Consider the following 18,521-nt stretch of genomic DNA (forward strand, 5'->3'; position numbering starts at 1 on the left):
TAACGGCCCGCACGCGGCCGAGCCGCCCCCTCGGCCGGGCTACTCGGGTGCCGTGCCCCCACAGGGCCGGCTCCGCGGCGGCAGATGGACCTCGGCCCAGTCCTTGAGTCCGTCGGAAACGCGCAGCCGCGTAGTCCCTCCAGAACGCGCGGGGCGGCTGCCCCCACCGAGGGAGCAGCCGCCCGTGACGTGGCGACCGTCAGGCCGCGTACGTCGCGTTCTGCGCGGTGGTCACCACCTTCTGCCCGTCGGCCTGGCTCAGCAGCCCGGCCGAGACCCAGGAGCCGACGGTCGACTGCACGCGCGTCACCAGCGCGCCCTTGTCGGCGAACGGCGCCCCGGCCCAGATCTCGTCGAGCAGGGTCGTGCCGTCGGACTTCGCCGGATTGGCGACGCCCGAGTCGGTGCCGCCGAAGACGACCTTCGGTTCGGAGCGCCTGACGTAGGCGTGGGTCGGGTCCTCGCTCCCTTCGTAGAAGGGAGCGAATTCGGTGCCGTTCAGCGTGTAGTGCAGCGGCTTCCCGCTCACCGGGGTGAGGGAGGGCAGCAGGTCGCCGGAGAGCCCGGCGTTGCGGTACAGCCCCACCGACAGGTAGCTGGTACTGCTGTTCCTGCCGACCAGGTTGACCGGCCCGTAGAACAGGGTCTGGAGCGAGGGGTCGTCGAGAGCCTTCTCCACCCGCATCCGGAACGGGATCGTCACGCGGACGACGTCCCCGCTGCGCCAGGTGCGGGAGGGGATCGTGAAGTAGCTCCCCGCGGCCGGAGTACCGCTCACCGCACTGCCGTTGACGGTCACCCGGAAGCCCGAGGTCGCCCAGGACGGCACCCGCAGCCGCAGCTCGAAGGCCGCGCTGCCGCCCCCGACGGTGATCGTGGAACCCTGTTCACGGGGGTAGTCGGTGCGCTGGGTGACCGTCACCCCCTTCGCGGACCAGTTCAGCGTGGCGGCGCTGTACAGGTTCACGTACAGCGCGCTGCCGTCCGCCTTGGTGAAGTACACCGAGTCCTGGTACTTGGTGGCGCTCTCCATGCCGGTGCCTTCGCAGCAGGTGGTGCCCTGCTTGGGGGTGTAGTCACGCACGTGACCGGGCTTCAGCCCGATGAAGTATGTGACTAGTGGCTTCTCCGCGTCGGCCTTGTCCTGCTTGGAGCCGAGGACCTGGTTGAGCAGGGCCCGCTCGTAGTACTCCATGTACTTGGGGTCCTGGTCGTGGAAGAACAGCATGCGGCTCAGCTTGAGCATGTTGTACGCGCAGCAGGTCTCGGCGTTGGTGTCGCTGATGGTGCCCGCGATGACGCCACGGGCCCTCCAGAACTCGACCGTGCTCGTGCCGCCGATGCCGTACATGCGGTTCGGTACGACCATGCCCCAGAAGTTCTTCGCGGCGGTGAGGTAGCGGGTCTCGCCGGTCGCGTCGTACAGCCTGACGTAGCCGGTCATGATCGGGATGTGCTGGTTGGCGTGGAGGCCGTCCAGGATGTCGGTGTTGGCGGCGCAGGCGTCGATGAGCCGGTCGAGGTCGAACAGCTTCGCCAGCGCGAGGTGGTCGGCCTTACGGGTGATTGAGTGCAGGTCGACGATCGTCTCCACGATGCCGCCGAACTCGCCGCTGGAGAAGATGCCCCACATCCGCTGCAGCGTGGAGTCGGGCAGCTTGGACAGCCGGGAGTACATCCAGTCGCACATGCCGGACGCGAGGTCGAGCGCCCGGGCGTCGTCGGTGGCGAGATACGCGTCCAGCAGGCCCTTGAGGATCTTGTGCGCGGTGTAGTAGGGCGCCCAGACCTTGGTGTAGTCGGCGCTGGTTCTCGACTCCAGGTCGATGAACTGCGTCTCCGGGTACGCCGCCAGGAAGCCGGGGTGGCTGGGCCCGCCCCAGGTGCGGCGCAGGGTGGCGGTCAGGCCGCGCCCGGAGGCGTCGGCGAACGTGCCGCCGGTGGTGGCGAAGAAGTAGTACGACGCGAGGTCGCCGAGCCCCGCGGCGGACCTCTTGGCCTCGTTGGTCTGCAGCGAGGTGATCTCGGCCGCGGTCAGGGCCCGCGACCAGACGTTGAACTCGTCGAAGGCGCCCGCGAACACCGGGTCGCCGGAGAAGTTCGAGCGGCCCAGCCAGTTGTTCGTCAGGGTGCCCAGAACGGACGGGTTGAGCGTCATCGAGGTGTTCCGGGCGACGGCGGTGCCGTTGACGTAGAGGGTGCCGGTGGTGCCGCTGATCGTGACCGCCAGGTGGCTCCACTGGTTCAGCGGCAGCGCGGCGGTGCCGTTGAGGCCCTGCTCCCCGCCCGGACCGCCGGTGGTGATGGCGAAGCGCGGTACGCCGCTCCCGTTGCGGGAGGCCAGGTACATGTACCGGCTGGTGTTGTTGCCGAAGTCGAAGACCCGCTGCCAGTTGGCGTTGTGGGTGGGCTTCACCCAGACCGACAGAGTGATCGCCGGGGCACCGCCGAGCACGGCGGCCGGCAGGTCGATGTACTGGTACGAGCCCCGGACGTTCTCGTGCGCGCCGCCCCACTTCCCGGTGACGGCGAGCATACGCGGATCGTCGCGCAGCGCCTCACGCACCTCAAAGAGCGCATCCACCATGGTCCGGATCTTGTCTGCGTACACCTGGTCCCCGGTGCTCGCGTACGCCTGCGACAGCATGGTCAGGAAGTGGCCGGTGTAGTGGCCGCGCAGGTTGCCGTTGGCCTCGCCGTCCAGCCCCTCCCAGCCGCCGGGCGCGACGGCGCCGCGGGTGGAGAGCCCGGCGTTGGCGCGGAAGACCTGGAGCAGCCGGTTCACGTCGTAGCCGCGGCCGTGGTCGAGCATCAGTTGCCGTTTGTCGGCGAAGAGACCCTGGCCGAGGGTCACGTCCTTGAGCTCGAACGGCCGCACGGGCCAGGTGGACGGCGTCGGAACGGTGGCGGCGGCCGCACGGCCGCCGCCGACCGCGAAGGAGACTCCAGGTACGGCCGCGGCGAGTATCGCGGACTGGAGAATGAAGCGTCGGGAGAGGGGCGGTGCCATGGGGCGCCTCGTCTCTGGCAGGTGAGAGGGGACGGAAGGTCACAGAGCAAGAGCTTCGTTCGAAATTGCGAACGTTGTGCGAATTCCCGACCAGAAGATAAATACGAGGCAGGCGAGCGTCAACGGTACTGACAGGTTTCATGAGGCCAACGGTGAGACGGGCCACCGCATCACTCCACGAAAACCCCACCACCGGGCATGATCAACTACACCACCGTTTCACGTGAAACATCGCATATACCCGCATCTGCCATATGTCGCGCCCGGAGCGTGCACCACACTGACGCCGCCCCACCCCACAGACCGCGCACACGGGACGGAGCGCGCCCCCACGCCACCGGAAGCCTTGCTGAATCTCCTGAGAGACTCCTCACACTCCGCTTCCCGGCAGTCGGCCCGCCACCCCGTCGGCTGAGCCACCAACCCCCGCCAGCTGGACACACCAATCCCCTAGGCGGCCCAACGTGCAACAAAAAGAAGCGGTCTCATCGTGATCACGATGAGACCGCTTCGCTGTGTGCTTGTGCGCGAGGGGGGAGTTGAACCCCCACGCCCTTGCGGGCACTGGAACCTGAATCCAGCGCGTCTGCCTATTCCGCCACCCGCGCATTGGGTGCGCCCTCGGCCCTCGCTCCTAGCAGTGCTGGGGCCTTCCGACATCGAGAAGATTAGCACGCTGGAGAGGGTGTCTTCACATCCCTTATCGGTGGCCGACCCCACTCCGTGTCACCGCGCCGATCCGGCAGGCACGGACCGATCACACCCCCTCCCCCGACCACGTATCAGTGAGTGCTGGTTCACGTATCAACCTCGTACCGGTCCCGGCCATCTCTCCTGGAGAGGGCCAGGACGCACAGTCGGGTGCGGGACACTGGTCTCGCGCCGCCTCTACCATCCTTGGCAGGAGTTCGGACGGGATAGTTCGAAGAGCACCTCCGGCGGGAATCCGGGAGGGGACTTCAGCGGGCGTCGATACCGGGTGACACCGGTCGACCTGGCCGACGAGGGGAACCAGCCGATTTCCCGGCGCGTGGATACGATCAGTAAGCAGTACCGACGCGGTACGCAGAGCGGTGACGACGGAGGAGGTGCCCCATGGGAGTCCTGAAGAAGTTCGAGCAGCGTCTCGAAGGTCTGGTCAACGGCACCTTCGCCAAGGTGTTCAAGTCCGAGGTCCAGCCCGTGGAGATCGCGGGAGCGCTCCAGCGCGAGTGTGACAACAACGCGACCATCTGGAACCGCGACCGGACGGTAGTCCCCAACGACTTCATCGTGGAGCTGAGCACGCCCGACTTCGAGCGCCTCAGCCCCTACTCCGGCCAGCTCGGCGACGAGCTCGCCGGCATGGTGCGCGACTACGCCAAGCAGCAGCGCTACACCTTCATGGGCGCCATCAAGGTCCATCTGGAGAAGGCCGACGACCTCGACACCGGCCTCTACCGGGTGCGCAGCCGTACGCTCGCCTCCTCCACCGACCAGCAAGCCTCCGCCGGCGCCCCCGCGAGCCCCGCCGCGGGCCGTCCCGGTGGCTACGGCTACCCGCCCACCGCCGCACCCGCGGGCGCCCCGCCCATGCCGGCCACACCGCCGCCCGGTGGGGGCCGCCCCGGCGCCGCCCCGCTCGGCCAGCGCCCGCCCGGCGCTCCGGCGGCCGGCGGACGCACGCGCTACTGGATCGAGATCAACGGCACCCGCCATCAGATCTCCCGCCCCACGCTGGTGCTGGGCCGCAGCACCGAAGCCGACGTGCGGATCGACGACCCCGGCGTCTCCCGCCGGCACTGCGAGATCCGGACCGGAACGCCCTCGACGATCCAGGATCTCGGGTCCACCAACGGCATCGTGGTGGACGGGCAGCACACCACCCGCGCTACGCTCCGCGACGGCTCGCGGATCGTCGTGGGCAGCAGCACCATCATTTACCGGCAAGCCGAAGGGTGAAGCGGGGGCAATGTCAGAGCTGACCCTCACGGTCATGCGGCTGGGTTTCCTGGCCGTACTGTGGCTGTTCGTGATCGTGGCCGTGCAGGTCATCCGCAGCGACCTGTTCGGTACGCGCGTCACCCAGCGGGGGTCGCGCCGGGAGAGCGCGCGGCCTCAGCAACAGGCCGCCCGGCAGGCCGCGCCCCCGCAGCAGCGCGGCCAACAGCCCGCCGCCGGCGGTGGCGGTCGCCGCGGGCGCAACGCCCCGACCAAGCTCGTCGTCAGCGAGGGCACGCTGACGGGTACGACCGTGACGCTGCAGGGGCAGACCATCACGCTGGGCCGCGCGCACGACTCCACGATCGTGCTGGACGACGACTACGCCTCCAGCCGGCACGCCCGGATCTACCCGGACCGCGACGGCCAGTGGATCGTCGAGGACCTGGGGTCCACCAACGGCACGTATCTCGACCGGAACCGACTGACGACTCCCACGCCGATTCCGCTGGGCGCGCCGATCCGCATCGGCAAGACCGTCATCGAGCTGCGGAAGTAGTGCTACATCATGAATGAGCGCGAGCGGAGCGAGCACGCAGCGGCGGCCCCCAGCAAGGGCCCCGGCGCGCTCCCGACCGGAGGGTGGGCACCGTGCGGATGTACCCGGAGCCGACGGGCGAGGTGCGCATGAGTCTGTCACTGCGCTTCGCCGCCGGATCGCACAAAGGAATGATCCGCGAGGGAAACGAGGACTCGGGCTACGCCGGTCCGCGGCTCCTCGCGATCGCCGACGGCATGGGCGGTCAGGCGGCCGGCGAGGTCGCCTCCTCCGAGGTGATCTCCACCCTCGTCACGCTCGACGACGATGTCCCCGGCTCCGACATCCTCACCTCCCTCGGCACCGCCGTGCAGCGCGCCAACGACCAGCTGCGCGCGATGGTCGAGGAGGACCCCCAGCTGGAGGGCATGGGTACCACGCTCACCGCCCTGCTGTGGACCGGCCAGCGGCTCGGCCTCGTGCACGTCGGCGACTCCCGCGCGTACCTCCTCAGGGACGGCGTCCTCACCCAGATCACCCAGGACCACACCTGGGTGCAACGTCTGGTCGACGAGGGCCGCATCACCGAGGAGGAGGCCACCACCCACCCGCAGCGCTCCCTGCTGATGCGCGCGCTGGGCAGCGGCGACCATGTCGAGCCCGACCTCTCCATCCGCGAGGTCCGCGTCGGCGACCGGTACCTGATCTGCTCCGACGGCCTGTCCGGCGTCGTCTCCCACCAGACGATGGAGGAGACCCTCGCCAGCTACCAGGGCCCGCAGGAGACCGTGCAGGAGCTGATCCGGCTCGCGCTGCGCGGCGGGGGGCCGGACAACATCACGGTCATCGTCGCCGACGTCCTCGACCTCGACACCGGAGACACTCTCGCCGGGCAGCTCTCCGACACCCCGGTCGTGGTCGGCGCGGTCGCCGAGAACCAGCTCCACCTGCAGGACAACGGCATCATGCAGACCCCGGCCGGCCGCGCCTCCGGTCTCGGCCGGCGCGGGCAGGGCGGCGGCGAGTTCGGCCCGCCCGGCTCCGGCGAAACCACCGGGTACATGCCGGCGGGCAGCTTCGGTGACTACTCCGACGGCGACTTCGTCAAGCCGCGCAAGAAGCACAGGTGGCTGAAGAGATCCTTCTTCGGCATCCTCGCCCTCGCCGTGATCGGCGGGGGCCTGTACGGCGGTCACCGCTGGACGCAGACGCAGTACTACGTCGGTGCCAACGACGACCACGTGGCGCTGTACCGGGGGATCAGCCAGGACCTGGCCTGGATCTCGCTCTCGAAGGTGGAGAAGGACCACCCCGAGATCGAACTCAAGTACCTGCCCCCGTACCAGCAGAAGCTGGTCGAGGCCACGATCGCCGAAGGCGGTCTGAACGACGCCCGGAAGAAGATCCAGGAGCTGTCCACCCAGGCGTCGGCGTGCAAGAAGAACGCCGAGCGCCGTCAGGCGGAGAGCGACAACTCCCAGACCGGCGCGGGCGAGGCCGGGGGCGTCACGGGAACCACGAGGACCTCCCTCACGTCCAAGGCCACACCGACCCCGACGTCGACACCGTCGACGTCCCCGACCCCGAACCAGACCGCACCCACACCGTCGGCCGGCCCCAGCCTCTCGGAGGAGGAGCAGGAGCTCGTCTCACGGTGCGGTGAGCAGTAGGCAAGCCGCGAGGGGCCCACTCACACGATGAGCAGTACAACCAACACGTCGACGCAGCACACGTCCACGATCGGCGCGATCGGAGCACCGAGCCGTCGCAACACCGAGCTGGGACTGCTGCTTTTCGCCGTCGCGATCCCGGTGTTCGCCTACGTCAACGTGGGACTGGCCATCAGCGACCAGGTACCGGCCGGGCTGCTGAGCTACGGCCTCGGTCTCGGTCTCGTCGCCACCATCGGCCACCTCGTCGTGCGCAAGTTCGCCCCGTACGCGGACCCGCTGATGCTGCCGTTGGCCACCCTGCTGAACGGGCTGGGGCTGGTGGCCATCTGGCGGCTCGACCAGTCGGAGCGGCTTCAGCTGCGTGACGAGTTCTTCCTGGCATCCCCCCGGCAGCTGCTGTACTCGGCGCTGGGCATGGCGCTGTTCGTCGCCGTGCTCGTCTTCCTGAAGGACCACCGCGTCCTGCAGCGCTACACGTACATCTCCATGGCGGCGGCCCTGGTCCTCCTGCTGCTGCCGCTCGTTCCCGGCCTCGGCCTCAATGTCTTCGGCGCGCGGATCTGGATCTCCATCGCCGGGTTCACCATCCAGCCCGGTGAGTTCGCGAAAATCGTGCTCGCCATCTTCTTCGCCGGCTATCTGATGGTGAAGAGAGACGCCCTTGCCCTCGCCAGCCGCCGCTTCATGGGCCTCTACCTGCCGCGTGGCCGCGATCTCGGGCCCATCCTGGTCGTCTGGGTGCTGTCCATCCTCATCCTCGTCTTCGAGACCGACCTCGGTACGTCGCTGCTGTTCTTCGGCATGTTCGTGATCATGCTGTACGTCGCCACCGAGCGGACCAGCTGGATCGTCTTCGGTCTGCTGATGTCCGCCGCCGGCGCCGTCGGAGTGGCCTCGTTCGAGATCCACGTCCAGCAACGCGTCCAGGCCTGGCTCGACCCGATGCGCGAGTACGAGTTGAGCCAGCAGGGCATCGCCGGCCACTCCCAACAGTCCATGGAGGCCCTGTGGGCCTTCGGCTCCGGCGGCACCCTCGGCACCGGCCTCGGTCAGGGCAACTCCGACCTCATCGGCTTCGCCGCCAACTCCGACTTCATCCTCGCCACCTTCGGCGAGGAGCTCGGCCTGGCCGGCGTCATGGCGATCCTGCTGCTCTACGGGCTGATCGTGGAGCGCGGCATCCGCACCGCCCTCGCCGCCCGCGACCCGTTCGGCAAACTGCTGGCGGTCGGCCTGTCCGGCGCCTTCGGCCTCCAGGTCTTCGTCGTCGCCGGCGGCGTCATGGGCCTGATCCCGTTGACCGGTATGACTCTGCCGTTCATGGCATACGGCGGTTCCTCCGTCATCGCCAACTGGGCGCTGATCGGCATCCTCTTGCGCATCAGCGACACCGCACGCCGCCCGGCACCGTCCCCCGCCCCGAACCCCGACGCCGAGATGACTCAGGTGGTCCGACCGTGAACAAGCCCCTGCGCCGGATCGCGATCTTCTGCGGGCTCCTCGTCCTCGCCCTGCTCATCCGCGACAACTGGATCCAGTACGTCCAGGCCGACTCCCTGAAGAGTGACACCAAGAACCGTCGCGTCTCTATCGAGCGCTACGCCACTCCGCGCGGCGACATCATCGTCGACGGCAAGGCCATCACCGGGTCGGTCGCCACGAAGGGCACGGACTACAAGTACAAGCGCACGTGGAAGAACGGCGAGATGTGGGCGCCGGTCACCGGCTACTCCTCCCAGATCGTCGGCGCCTCCCAGCTGGAGAACCTTGAGGACGGCATCCTCACCGGCAACGACGACCGGCTGTTCTTCCGGAACACGCTGGACATGATCACCGGGAAGAAGAAGGAGGGCGGCAACGTCGTCACCACCCTCAACGCCGCCGCGCAGAAGGCGGCCTTCGAGGGTCTCGGCGACAAGAAGGGCGCCGTCGCCGCGATCGACCCGAAGACCGGCGCGATCCTGGCGCTGGCCTCCACACCGTCGTACGACCCATCCACTTTCGCAGGTATCAGCAGCAAGGACAGCGAGACCTTCCAGAAGCTGGACAAGGACTCCGACAAGCCGATGCTGAACCGCGCGCTGCGCGAGACCTACCCCCCGGGCTCCACGTTCAAGGTGGTCACGGCCGCCGCGGCGCTGGAGAACGACGCCGTCACGGACATCGACGCCAAGACGGACAGCCCGGACCCGTACCAGCTGCCCGAGTCGACCACCGACCTCACCAACGAGCACGGCGTGTGCAAGAACGCCACGCTCCGCTATGCGCTCGAACAGTCCTGCAACACGGTCTTCGCCAAGCTCTCCGACACCGTCGGCAACGACAAGATGCGTGAGCAGTCCGCGAAGTTCGGCTTCAACGAGGACGAGCTGGACACCCCGGTCCGCGCCGCGGAGAGCGTCTACCCCGAGGACAACCGTCCGCAGAACGCCATGGGCGGCATCGGTCAGGCCTCCAACCGCGCCACCCCCCTGCAGATGGCCATGGTCGCCTCGGCCGTCGCCAACGACGGCGAGCTGATGAAGCCGTACATGGTCGACCAGCTGCGCGCCTCCAGCCTCGACGTCATCGAGACGCACGACCCCGAGCCGCTGTCCCAGGCGGTCTCTCCGGAGAACGCACAGAAGCTGCAGGACATGATGGAGACCGTCGTCAAGACGGGCACCGGCACCAGGGCGCAGATCGACGGCGTCGCCGTCGGCGGCAAGACGGGTACCGCCCAGCACGGCGTGGACAACAGTGAGAAGCCGTACGCCTGGTTCATCTCGTACGCCAAGCTCAGCGACGGCAGCTCGCCGGTTGCCGTGGCCGTGGTCGTCGAGGACGGTGCGGCCGAGCGCGGTGACATCTCCGGTGGTGGTCTCGCCGCCCCGATCGCGAAGAGCGTGATGCAGGCAGTGATCGACAGCAAGAAGTGACACCGCTCACGTCACCTCCACATCGGTGCACGTTGCGATACCGGTCCTGTATCGGGTGACGCGGTTGGCCAGGTCACAGAAGGCGAGCCGGGTACCGTATGCCCGGAGCACAGCCGCCGGACCACACATGGGTGCGGTCGGGACCGACGGAGAGGGCTGGTAGGAAGCTATGGAAGAGCCGCGTCGCCTCGGCGGCCGGTACGAGCTGGGCCAGGTGCTCGGCCGTGGTGGCATGGCGGAGGTCTACCTCGCGATGGACACCCGCCTCGGCCGCACCGTGGCGGTGAAGACGCTGCGAGCGGACCTCGCGCGCGACCCCACCTTCCAGGCCCGGTTCCGCCGGGAGGCCCAGTCTGCCGCCTCGCTCAACCACCCCGCGATCGTTGCGGTCTACGACACGGGCGAGGACTACATCGACGGGGTCTCGATCCCGTACATCGTCATGGAGTACGTCGAGGGCTCGACCCTCCGTGAGCTTCTTCACAGCGGCCGCAAGCTGCTGCCGGAGCGGGCCATGGAGATGACCATCGGCATCCTCCAGGGCCTGGAGTACGCCCACCGGAACCAGATCGTCCACCGCGACATCAAGCCGGCCAACGTCATGCTGACGCGCAACGGCCAGGTCAAGGTGATGGACTTCGGCATCGCCCGCGCCATGGGCGACTCCGGGATGACCATGACGCAGACGTCCGCGGTCATCGGCACCGCCCAGTACCTCTCACCGGAACAGGCCAAGGGCGAGCAGGTGGACGCCCGTTCCGACCTGTACTCGACGGGCTGTCTGCTCTACGAGCTGCTGACGGTCCGCCCGCCGTTCATCGGCGACTCCCCCGTGGCGGTCGCCTACCAGCACGTGCGGGAGGAACCGCAGTCGCCGAGTGTCTTCGACCCGGAGATCACGCCGGAGATGGACGCCATCGTCCTGCGTGCCCTGGTCAAGGACCCGGACTACCGCTATCAGTCCGCCGACGAGATGCGCGCGGACATCGAGGCCTGCCTCGACGGCCAGCCCGTCGCGGCCACGGCGGCCATGGGCTCGGTCGGCTACGGCGGCTACCCCGACGACCAGCCCACCACCGCCCTGCACTCCTCGGACGCCCAGGCCACCACCATGCTGCCCCCGATGAACGGGGACGACGGGTACGGCTACGACGACCGCCAGGGCCGCCGCCGCCAGCCGAAGAAGAACAACACCTCGACTATCCTGCTGGTCGTCGCGGGTGTGCTCGTGCTGATCGGCGCGATCCTCATCGGGCGGTGGATGTTCCCGGGCACGGACGTCAGCAACGACACCCTCAAGACACCGAACTTCGTCGGCCAGACCGAGGAGGACGCCAAGCAAGCGGCTTCCAACGTCGATCTCAGGGTGACAACCACCAAGGACGAGTGCGAGGACCAGAAGACCGGCAACGTCTGCCAGCAGACCCCGGACGCCGACACCGACATCAAGAAGGGCGAGACCGTCGCCCTGGTGATCTCGACGGGTGCTCCCAAGATCACGGTCCCCGATGTCCAGGGCATTCAGTTCGACGAGGCCCAGTCCCAGCTCGAGGACAAGGGCTTCCAGGTCGAGAAGAAGACCGAGGAGTCCGATCGGACACCGGGCATCGTGACTGATCAGGATCCTGTCGGCACCAAGGTCGAAAAGGGCTCCACGGTCACGCTGACGGTCGCCAAGGCGCCGGAGAAGGCAACCGTCCCGGACGTCTCTCGGCAGAGCTGTGACGATGCCAAGGCCCAGATGGAGGCCAACAACCTCGTCGGCACCTGCACCGAGGTCGAGACCGACGACGGCAACCTCGTCGGCAAGGTCGTCGCGACCAGCCCCGAGGCGGGCTCCGAACTCAACAAGGGCGACACGGTCACCATCCAGATCGGCAAGAAGGCCGAGGAGGAGGAGCAGGAGGCCGAGGTCCCGAACGTCGTGGGACGGACCGTGGGTCAGGCGAAGCAGATCCTGCAGGCCTCCGGCTTCACCAACATCCAGTTCGCCCAGGGCAGCGACCAGAGCGACACCGCGCTGGTCACCGATCAGGACCCGGACGGCGGCAACGACGCCGACCCGGCCCAGACGACGATCACCCTCGCTTCGGTGAACTTCGGCAACGGCAACAACGGCGGCAACAACGGCGGAGGCTTCTTCGGATAGCGCCCCCGGTTTCCGCGACGAGGACTGATCCACCACCTCGTCCCGTACGGCGAAGGAGCCCGGTCCCCCCTCAGGGGGACCGGGGCTCCTTCGTTCTCCTGAACGTTTCACGTTGAAACCGACTGTTTCACGTGAAACACCTACATGAACCGAGCAACGACTCTGTTCCCGCTACCGCAGTTCCCTCGGCAGCGTGCGCTCCGCGTTCACCCGCTCCACCCGCTCCAGCTCGCCCCACACGATGTACCGGTACCGGGAGGTGTAGACGGGCGTGCAGGTGGTGAGGGTGATGTACTTGCCGGCCTTCTTCTTGCCGGACTCCTTGGGGACGTTCGAAAGGACCTTGACGTTGTACTTCGAGGTCTCAGCGAGGGTGTCGTAGACCTTGTAGACGTACCAGTTGTCGCGGGTCTCGAAAACGATCGAGTCACCCTTCTCGAGCTTGTCGATGTTGTGGAACTTCGCGCCGTGGCCGTCGCGGTGGGCGGCGAGGGTGAAGTTGCCGTCCTTGTCGGAGGTGGGGAGGGTCGCCTTGACCGGGTTGGTGTAGTAGCCGGCGACACCACTGTTGAGGATCTTGGTGGAGGTGCCCTTCTTCACCAGGACCTCGCCGTTCCTCATGGCGGGGACGTGCAGGAAGCCGATGCCGTCCTTGGTGTCCAGGGCGCCCGGGTTGTCATCGGCAGACGCCCAGTTGTCGCGGACCTTGCTGCCTTCCTTGTCCGCCTCGCGGTCGGCCAGGACGTTCGTCCACCACAGGGAGTAGACGACGAACAGGCCGAGCACCAGGCCCGCGGTGATGAGGAGTTCACCCAAGACACTGACCGCCATGGCGATCCGGCCCATGCCGCGGCGTCGCGGCACGGGCTCGGGCGTGCCTGTCTTCTCTTCGGTGTCGTCGGTGGTCACTGCCACAGTTCTTCCGCCCTTGGTCGAGCCCCTACTGGACGAGCGCGTCGGGCTTCCCCTCGCTGCGCGGCCGTTCCTCCACCATCTTGCCCCACACGATCATGCGGTACTTGCTCGTGAACTCCGGCGTGCACGTGGTCAGCGTGATGTAGCGGCCCGGCTCGGTGAACCCCGACCCCGGTGGCACCGGATCGAGCACGCTGACGTTCGACGGCGGTGTCACCGGAAGGATCGAGGCCATGTCGTAGACGTAGTAGTTGTCCTGCGTCTCCACGACGATCGGGTCGCCGGGCTTGAGCCGGTTGATGTAGCGGAACGGTTCGCCATGGGTGTTGCGGTGACCCGCGATGCCGAAGTTGCCGGTCTTGTCCTCGGGCATCGCCGTCTTGATGCTGTTCTCGTCGTAGTGCCCGACCATGCCACGGTCCAGGACCTTCGACTTGTTGATGCCCTCGGCGATCGGCACGACGACGTCCAGCTTCGGAATGTGCAGGATGGCGAAGCCCTGCCCCGGCTCGAAGGCGCCCGGCGCGCGCTTGCCGCTCTTCCACTCCTCCTGGAGACTCGTCGCCTCCCTGCCCGCCTGCTGGTGGGCCCGGATGTTCGACCACCAGAGCTGATACGTGACGAACAGCAGCATCACCACACCCGTGGTGATGAACACCTCGCCGATGACCCGGCTCGCGATCACTGCCACGCTGGGCTTCTGCGCCCGCGCCGCCCGCCGCGCCTCGATCCGGGAGCAAGGCGCGGCCTGTCCGGCCGCACTTAAGGCCTCCTCAGGCCCCTGAGGGGCTCCAGAGCCCCCGCGGGCACCCGGGGAGCCTCCATGCCTACCGTGCCGTCTCGCGGCCTTACGGCGGGCCGCACGGCCTCCGGGAGCGGGGGGAGTGAGTATCGGATCGGCAGCCGCCGCCGCGCGCCGCGCCTCCTCCACCCGGAGCGCCACGGTCTCCTCATCGATCTGCGGGTGCTCCCGTGCGGTGTCGGCCGAGGCGTGATCTTGGACGCTCGTCGATTCGTACACCTCGAGCTGACCGTCATAGGGGGCTCGACCGGTGTACGTGGCCTGGGGAGAGGGCTCATAGCCGGCGTACGCCTCGTAGGAGGACCCCTCATACGGTTGTTGCTGCCCGAACCAGTCAGCCTGGACGTACTGCGAGGCCTGCTGGGCGGCCCATTGCCGGGGCTCGGCCGTGTCGGTGAACGGCGCCCCGGGCGGGAAAGCCTCCGCCTCGAACGACTCGGCGACCCCGTACGCGGCCTCGCCGGCGTAGGGGGCACTCTCGCGCTCGGGGCGCAGTGCTGTCACGCCGTGGCCCTGCCCACCACGGGGGCGAGCCCCGTCGACCTCGCCACGGCCCCTGGGTCACCGCATTCCACCAGCCAGTTGGCGAGCATGCGGTGCCCGTGCTCGGTGAGCACCGACTCAGGGTGGAACTGCACACCCTCGACAGGCAGTTCACGATGCCTGAGGCCCATGATGATCCCGTCGTGGGTGCGCGCCGTGACTTCCAGCTCGGCGGGCACGGTCGCCGGCTCCGCGGCCAGGGAGTGGTAGCGGGTCGCGGTGAAGGGGGTGGGCAGGCCCGCGAAGACGCCCTTGCCCTCGTGCTCGACCAGCGACGTCTTGCCGTGCAGCAGCTCGGGCGCGCGGTCCACGACACCGCCGTACGCGACCTGCATCGACTGCAAGCCGAGGCAGACACCGAAGACGGGGACGCCGGTCGCGGCGCAGTGGCGGACCATGTCGACGCAGACTCCGGCCTCCTCCGGGGTGCCGGGGCCGGGGGACAGGAGCACGCCGTCGAAGCCGTCCTGGGCGTGCGCGGTCTCCACCTCGTCGTTGCGCAGCACCTCGCACTCGGCGCCCAGCTGGTACAGGTACTGGACCAGGTTGAAGACGAAGCTGTCGTAGTTGTCGACGACGAGGACCCGGGCGGGTCGGGCGGCACTCACTGGTCGTTCACCGTCACATCGTTGAAGGGCAGCAGGGGCTCCGCCCAGGGAAAGACGTACTGGAAGAGGGCATAGACGACGGCCAGAGTCAGCACGATGGACATCAGCGCCTTCACCCATACGTTGCCCGGCAGATGTCGCCAGATCCAGCCGTACATGCCGTCCCTTTCTTCACACCACGGCACCGGACTCACGCCGTACCGCCAACAGACTAACGGCGTAGTGCCTCCGGTTTCCCTTCCTCCACAGGCTGTGTGGAATCCAGATGACCCCAGACGATGAGCCGATGGCTGTGTCCCCACTCCGGGTCACATGTCGTCAGCGTCAGATAACGCCCCGCGCTCGTGTACCCCGACTTCCTCGGCACGGGGTCGATGACCTGGACGTCCGTGGGCAATGTCCGATAGGGCCCCTTGTCGATGACGTACGTGAACCAGTTCGCGCCGTCGGTCAGGACCACCGCGTCGCCGGGGCGCAGCTCGGGAAAATCTTTGAAGGGATCTCCGTACGTGCGGCGATGGCCGGCGACCGAGAAGTTCCCTTTCTGTCCCAGCTGCGCGGTGTTCGCGTAGTGCCCGAGCCCTTTCTTGAGAGTGTCCGTCTTCGTGCCCTCCAGGACGGGCTTGTTCCACGTGAAACCAAGACGCGGGATGTACATGAGAGCGAAGGGCTTGGCGTCCGTGTACGGACCCGGCGGCTCTGGGGCCGCCGAGGAGCCCGGACCGGACGTCGGTTTCACCGGCTGCCTCGCCCACTGGTCCTGGAGCAGGTCGACCTGATGGTCCATCTCGGTGTGGGCCTTCACGCCGGTCCAGAACAGCACGTAGACGACGAAGAGGACGATCAGGGTGCCGACGGTGATGCAGAGTTCGCTGACGGTCCTGACGATCACGCGCACCGACACGGGCCCCCCGGCTGCCGTTACTCCACGGGCTTCGCGTACTTCAGATCCACTGTGCCCGAGTAGCCGGGAAGAGTCACCGGCCCGTCCTCGGTGACTTTCCAGCCCAGGCCGTAGACGTTGACGTACACCATGTAGTTCTGGATCGCCTCGCCCGCGGAGAGCGCCTTCCGCAGCTTCTCCGGGTCACCGACCGCCTGGATCTTGTACGGCGGTGAGTAGACGCGACCCTGGAGGATCAGGGTGTTGCCGACGCAGCGCACGGCGCTGGTGGAGATCAGCCGCTGGTCCATGACCTTGATGCCCTGGGCGCCGCCCAGCCACAGGGCGTTCACCACGGCCTGCAGGTCCTGCTGGTGGATGACCAGGTAGTCGGGCTGCGGCTCGGGGTAGCCAGGGAGCTTGGCGGTGGCGTCCGGCGGGGCGTCGTTGAGGGTGACGGTGATGGCCTCGCCCGTGAGTTTCTGCGTGCCGGCGTTTTTCTCCAGCGCCTTGAGCCGGGCGTCCTCGGCCTTGGTACTGCCGTCGTCCCGCTCGGCGAGGGCCTCGACGTCCTCCCTGAGCACCGCGTTGGACTCGTCGAGCTGCCCGTTCTTGTGACTGCGCTCCTGGATCAGATCGGAAAGCTTCAGCAGCGAGGCGTCCGTACGGATGTTGGTGCCCTTGGCCGTGTCGAAGCTCGTGAAGAAGATCAGCCCGGCGAGGGCGAAGACACCGACGGTGAGCACGCGGACGGGCCGCAAGCCTCCCGGGAGGAAGGGTCGCCGTTCCGGACGGCGGCCTCGGGACCCGCCCCGGAGGAGTCGCCGGAACCGGGCTCCGGGGAGGCGCCGGAACCGGGCTCGGGGGAGTCGGCTGAATTGCTCAACGTACCCTTATCTCCTTAGGCGCCGCGGAAGCACTACGCTAACGGATGCCCGGGGGAGCATTCAGTGTCCCCTTGTACGCTGCCCCGGAGCCCGCCACAGTTCCCTGCGCGGCCACGCAGCGCATCGACAGGAGAGACCCTCGTGCCGAAGTCACGTATCCGCAAGAAGGCCGACTACACACCGCCGCCGTCCAAGCAGGCCACGAATATCAAGCTGACCAACCGCAGCTGGGTGGCGCCCGTCATGCTGGCGATGTTCCTCATCGGCCTGGCCTGGATCGTCGTCTTCTATGTGACGGACGGCTCGCTGCCGATCGACTCGCTCGGCAACTGGAACATCGTGGTCGGCTTCGGCTTCATCGCCGCGGGATTCGGCGTCTCGACCCAGTGGAAGTAGTGGTCTCTGCGCGGTGGAAGTAGCTCTCCCCAGAGCTATCCACCGAGTTATCCACAGGCGTTTTCCACAGTGGGGAAAAGAACGACGATCTGTGGATAACTCACTGGGTGTTGACACCGATATGACTGCCCTACCGGCATCCGCAAGCACGTTCGCCCTCACCTTGACCTGCGGAAACGCGGTCGAGCGACAGAGGGTACACCTGTTCCCGCACCCTATGCACAAGATCCGCCACGGTCTGTGGACAACAGTGCTGTATCGGTGCCGCCCGCGTGCCGGACCGGTAACGGCCCGGCATCGCCTCAGGTCAGCTGCGCGGTCCTGACCAGCGCCATGACCACCGCGGCCACCAGTACCAGGACACATACGCCGTACTGGATCAGCGCCCGCCGCTCACGCGGCGCGTGCACCATCGCGTAGCCGATCAGGACACCACCGACGAGACCGCCGACGTGGGCCTGCCAGGAGATGTTGAACATCGGGCTGAAGGTGAAGATCAGGTTGATCACCAGCAGGATGATCAGCGGGCGCATGTCGTAGTTGAGGCGGCGCATGAGGACACCGGTCGCACCGAAAAGGCCGAAGATGGCGCCGGAAGCACCGAGCGACGGCTGGGTGGGCGCGGCGAGCAGGTAGGTGAGGGCGCTGCCTGCGAGGCCGGAGACGAAATACAGCGCCAGGTAGCGGGCTCGGCCGAGGGCCGCCTCCAGAGGGCCTCCGATCCACCACAGGCCGAGCATGTTGAACAGGATGTGCGTGACGCCGCCGTGCAGGAACATCGACGTCACGAGCCGGTACCACTGGCCTTCGGCGACGCCCTGGAGTTCATTGCCCAGTTCCGGGACCCATGCCCGCCCGACGAGGAAGAGCCGGTCGGTGAAGCCGTCGCCCACGGCCATCTGTACCAGGAAGACCAGCAGATTCACGACGAGCAGGATCTTGGTGAGCAGCCGGGGGTCGGCGGTCACCGTGCCGCCCGCGAGGGTGCGTGGGGCGGAGGCGGAGGGCGCGTGGCCCGTGCCGGAGCCGCTGCGGACACATTCTGGGCACTGGAAGCCGACGGAGGCGCTCACCATGCACTCGGGGCAGATGGGGCGCTCGCAGCGGGTGCATCGGATGCCCGTCTCACGGTCCGGGTGCCGGTAGCAGGTGGGCAGGCTCTGCGCGTCCTGCGAGCTGCTCGGCACCTGGTCCATTGGTCCCCTCCTCCGCCTCGTGTGTGGAACGCGTCGCCCCGCTCATCCTTACGGATGAGCGGGGCGATTGGTTCCCTTCGGGA

At 67.7% G+C, this 18,521-nt stretch carries 15 protein-coding genes and 1 tRNA gene; 7 read left to right on the plus strand and 9 right to left on the minus strand.

The genetic code is table 11. The features are described from left to right. Positions 1-199 precede the first annotated feature (199 nt). The gene (locus tag WBG99_RS17285) at positions 200-3,010 is read right to left on the minus strand and encodes a beta-L-arabinofuranosidase domain-containing protein (protein ID WP_338897166.1); all 2,811 of its coding nucleotides are present in this window, start codon (positions 3,008-3,010) and stop codon (positions 200-202) included. A gap of 524 nt (positions 3,011-3,534) precedes the next feature. After that, positions 3,535-3,618: transfer RNA gene (locus WBG99_RS17290), tRNA-Leu, on the minus strand. Positions 3,619-4,105: 487 nt separating this feature from the next. Between WBG99_RS17290 and WBG99_RS17295 the strand changes: the two genes are divergently transcribed. The 6 genes from WBG99_RS17295 to pknB all read left to right on the plus strand — a co-directional run bounded on the left by WBG99_RS17295 (position 4,106) and on the right by pknB (position 12,208). Then, the gene (locus WBG99_RS17295; protein ID WP_338897167.1) at positions 4,106-4,951 is read left to right on the plus strand and encodes a DUF3662 and FHA domain-containing protein; all 846 of its coding nucleotides are present in this window, start codon (positions 4,106-4,108) and stop codon (positions 4,949-4,951) included. A gap of 10 nt (positions 4,952-4,961) precedes the next feature. Further along, on the plus strand, positions 4,962-5,489 hold the full coding sequence (locus WBG99_RS17300; RefSeq protein ID WP_338897168.1) for an FHA domain-containing protein: 528 nt from the start codon (positions 4,962-4,964) through the stop codon (positions 5,487-5,489). 98 nt (positions 5,490-5,587) lie between these two features. Next, positions 5,588-7,138: a Stp1/IreP family PP2C-type Ser/Thr phosphatase gene (locus tag WBG99_RS17305; RefSeq protein ID WP_338900376.1), complete on the plus strand. Its 1,551-nt coding sequence runs from the start codon at positions 5,588-5,590 to the stop codon at positions 7,136-7,138. Between the two features lie 27 nt (positions 7,139-7,165). Continuing rightward, positions 7,166-8,602, plus strand: a complete 1,437-nt coding sequence (locus tag WBG99_RS17310; RefSeq protein ID WP_338897169.1) for an FtsW/RodA/SpoVE family cell cycle protein — start codon at positions 7,166-7,168, stop codon at positions 8,600-8,602. Then, a complete protein-coding gene (locus tag WBG99_RS17315; RefSeq protein ID WP_338897170.1) occupies positions 8,599-10,059 on the plus strand; it encodes a penicillin-binding protein 2 in 1,461 nt (486 codons plus the stop codon). The genes WBG99_RS17310 and WBG99_RS17315 overlap by 4 nt, the downstream gene beginning before the upstream one ends. Before the next feature lie 169 nt (positions 10,060-10,228). Continuing rightward, positions 10,229-12,208, plus strand: a complete 1,980-nt coding sequence (pknB, locus tag WBG99_RS17320) for a Stk1 family PASTA domain-containing Ser/Thr kinase (protein WP_338897171.1) — start codon at positions 10,229-10,231, stop codon at positions 12,206-12,208. Between the two features lie 171 nt (positions 12,209-12,379). Here the strand turns inward: pknB and WBG99_RS17325 are convergent, their stop codons facing one another. From WBG99_RS17325 to WBG99_RS17350, 6 genes are read right to left on the minus strand one after another with little or no spacing between them, the layout of a single operon-like run. After that, positions 12,380-13,123 (minus strand): class E sortase, encoded by a 744-nt coding sequence (locus WBG99_RS17325; protein ID WP_338897172.1) that lies wholly within the window; start codon positions 13,121-13,123, stop codon positions 12,380-12,382. A 25-nt stretch (positions 13,124-13,148) separates the two neighbouring features. Further along, positions 13,149-14,429, minus strand: coding sequence for a class E sortase (locus tag WBG99_RS17330; protein ID WP_338897173.1), 1,281 nt, complete (start codon positions 14,427-14,429; stop codon positions 13,149-13,151). Next, positions 14,426-15,076 (minus strand): aminodeoxychorismate/anthranilate synthase component II, encoded by a 651-nt coding sequence (locus WBG99_RS17335; RefSeq protein WP_338897174.1) that lies wholly within the window; start codon positions 15,074-15,076, stop codon positions 14,426-14,428. Before WBG99_RS17335 ends, WBG99_RS17330 begins: the two co-directional genes overlap by 4 nt. Next, a complete protein-coding gene (locus tag WBG99_RS17340; RefSeq protein WP_338897175.1) occupies positions 15,073-15,234 on the minus strand; it encodes a hypothetical protein in 162 nt (53 codons plus the stop codon). Before WBG99_RS17340 ends, WBG99_RS17335 begins: the two co-directional genes overlap by 4 nt. A gap of 53 nt (positions 15,235-15,287) precedes the next feature. After that, positions 15,288-15,980 (minus strand): class E sortase, encoded by a 693-nt coding sequence (locus WBG99_RS17345; RefSeq protein ID WP_338897176.1) that lies wholly within the window; start codon positions 15,978-15,980, stop codon positions 15,288-15,290. A gap of 17 nt (positions 15,981-15,997) precedes the next feature. Next, complete coding sequence (locus WBG99_RS17350) at positions 15,998-16,720, minus strand: DUF881 domain-containing protein (protein WP_338897177.1); 723 nt, start codon at positions 16,718-16,720, stop codon at positions 15,998-16,000. Positions 16,721-16,987: 267 nt separating this feature from the next. Here WBG99_RS17350 and crgA point away from each other — a divergent pair, with 267 nt between their 5' ends. After that, positions 16,988-17,242, plus strand: a complete 255-nt coding sequence (gene crgA, locus WBG99_RS17355; protein WP_338897178.1) for a cell division protein CrgA — start codon at positions 16,988-16,990, stop codon at positions 17,240-17,242. Positions 17,243-17,544: 302 nt separating this feature from the next. On the opposite strand, the gene WBG99_RS17360 is transcribed toward crgA, so the two are convergent. Beyond that, entirely contained in the window at positions 17,545-18,438 is an 894-nt protein-coding gene (locus WBG99_RS17360; RefSeq protein WP_338897179.1) for a rhomboid family intramembrane serine protease, read from the minus strand. Between the last annotated feature and the right edge of the window lie 83 nt (positions 18,439-18,521).

The organism is Streptomyces sp. TG1A-60, assembly GCF_037201975.1.
Taxonomy (GTDB): Bacteria; Actinomycetota; Actinomycetes; order Streptomycetales; family Streptomycetaceae; genus Streptomyces.

Bases quoted from the DNA above. Each gene is read 5' to 3' on its own strand.
- WBG99_RS17285 (WP_338897166.1), bottom strand. From the start codon at position 3,010: ATGGCACCGCCCCTCTCCCGACGCTTCATTCTCCAGTCCGCGATACTC.
- WBG99_RS17295 (WP_338897167.1), top strand. From the start codon at position 4,106: ATGGGAGTCCTGAAGAAGTTCGAGCAGCGTCTCGAAGGTCTGGTCAAC.
- WBG99_RS17300 (WP_338897168.1), top strand. From the start codon at position 4,962: ATGTCAGAGCTGACCCTCACGGTCATGCGGCTGGGTTTCCTGGCCGTA.
- WBG99_RS17305 (WP_338900376.1), top strand. From the start codon at position 5,588: ATGTACCCGGAGCCGACGGGCGAGGTGCGCATGAGTCTGTCACTGCGC.
- WBG99_RS17310 (WP_338897169.1), top strand. From the start codon at position 7,166: ATGAGCAGTACAACCAACACGTCGACGCAGCACACGTCCACGATCGGC.
- pknB (WP_338897171.1), top strand. From the start codon at position 10,229: ATGGAAGAGCCGCGTCGCCTCGGCGGCCGGTACGAGCTGGGCCAGGTG.
- WBG99_RS17340 (WP_338897175.1), bottom strand. From the start codon at position 15,234: ATGTACGGCTGGATCTGGCGACATCTGCCGGGCAACGTATGGGTGAAG.
- WBG99_RS17360 (WP_338897179.1), bottom strand. From the start codon at position 18,438: ATGGACCAGGTGCCGAGCAGCTCGCAGGACGCGCAGAGCCTGCCCACC.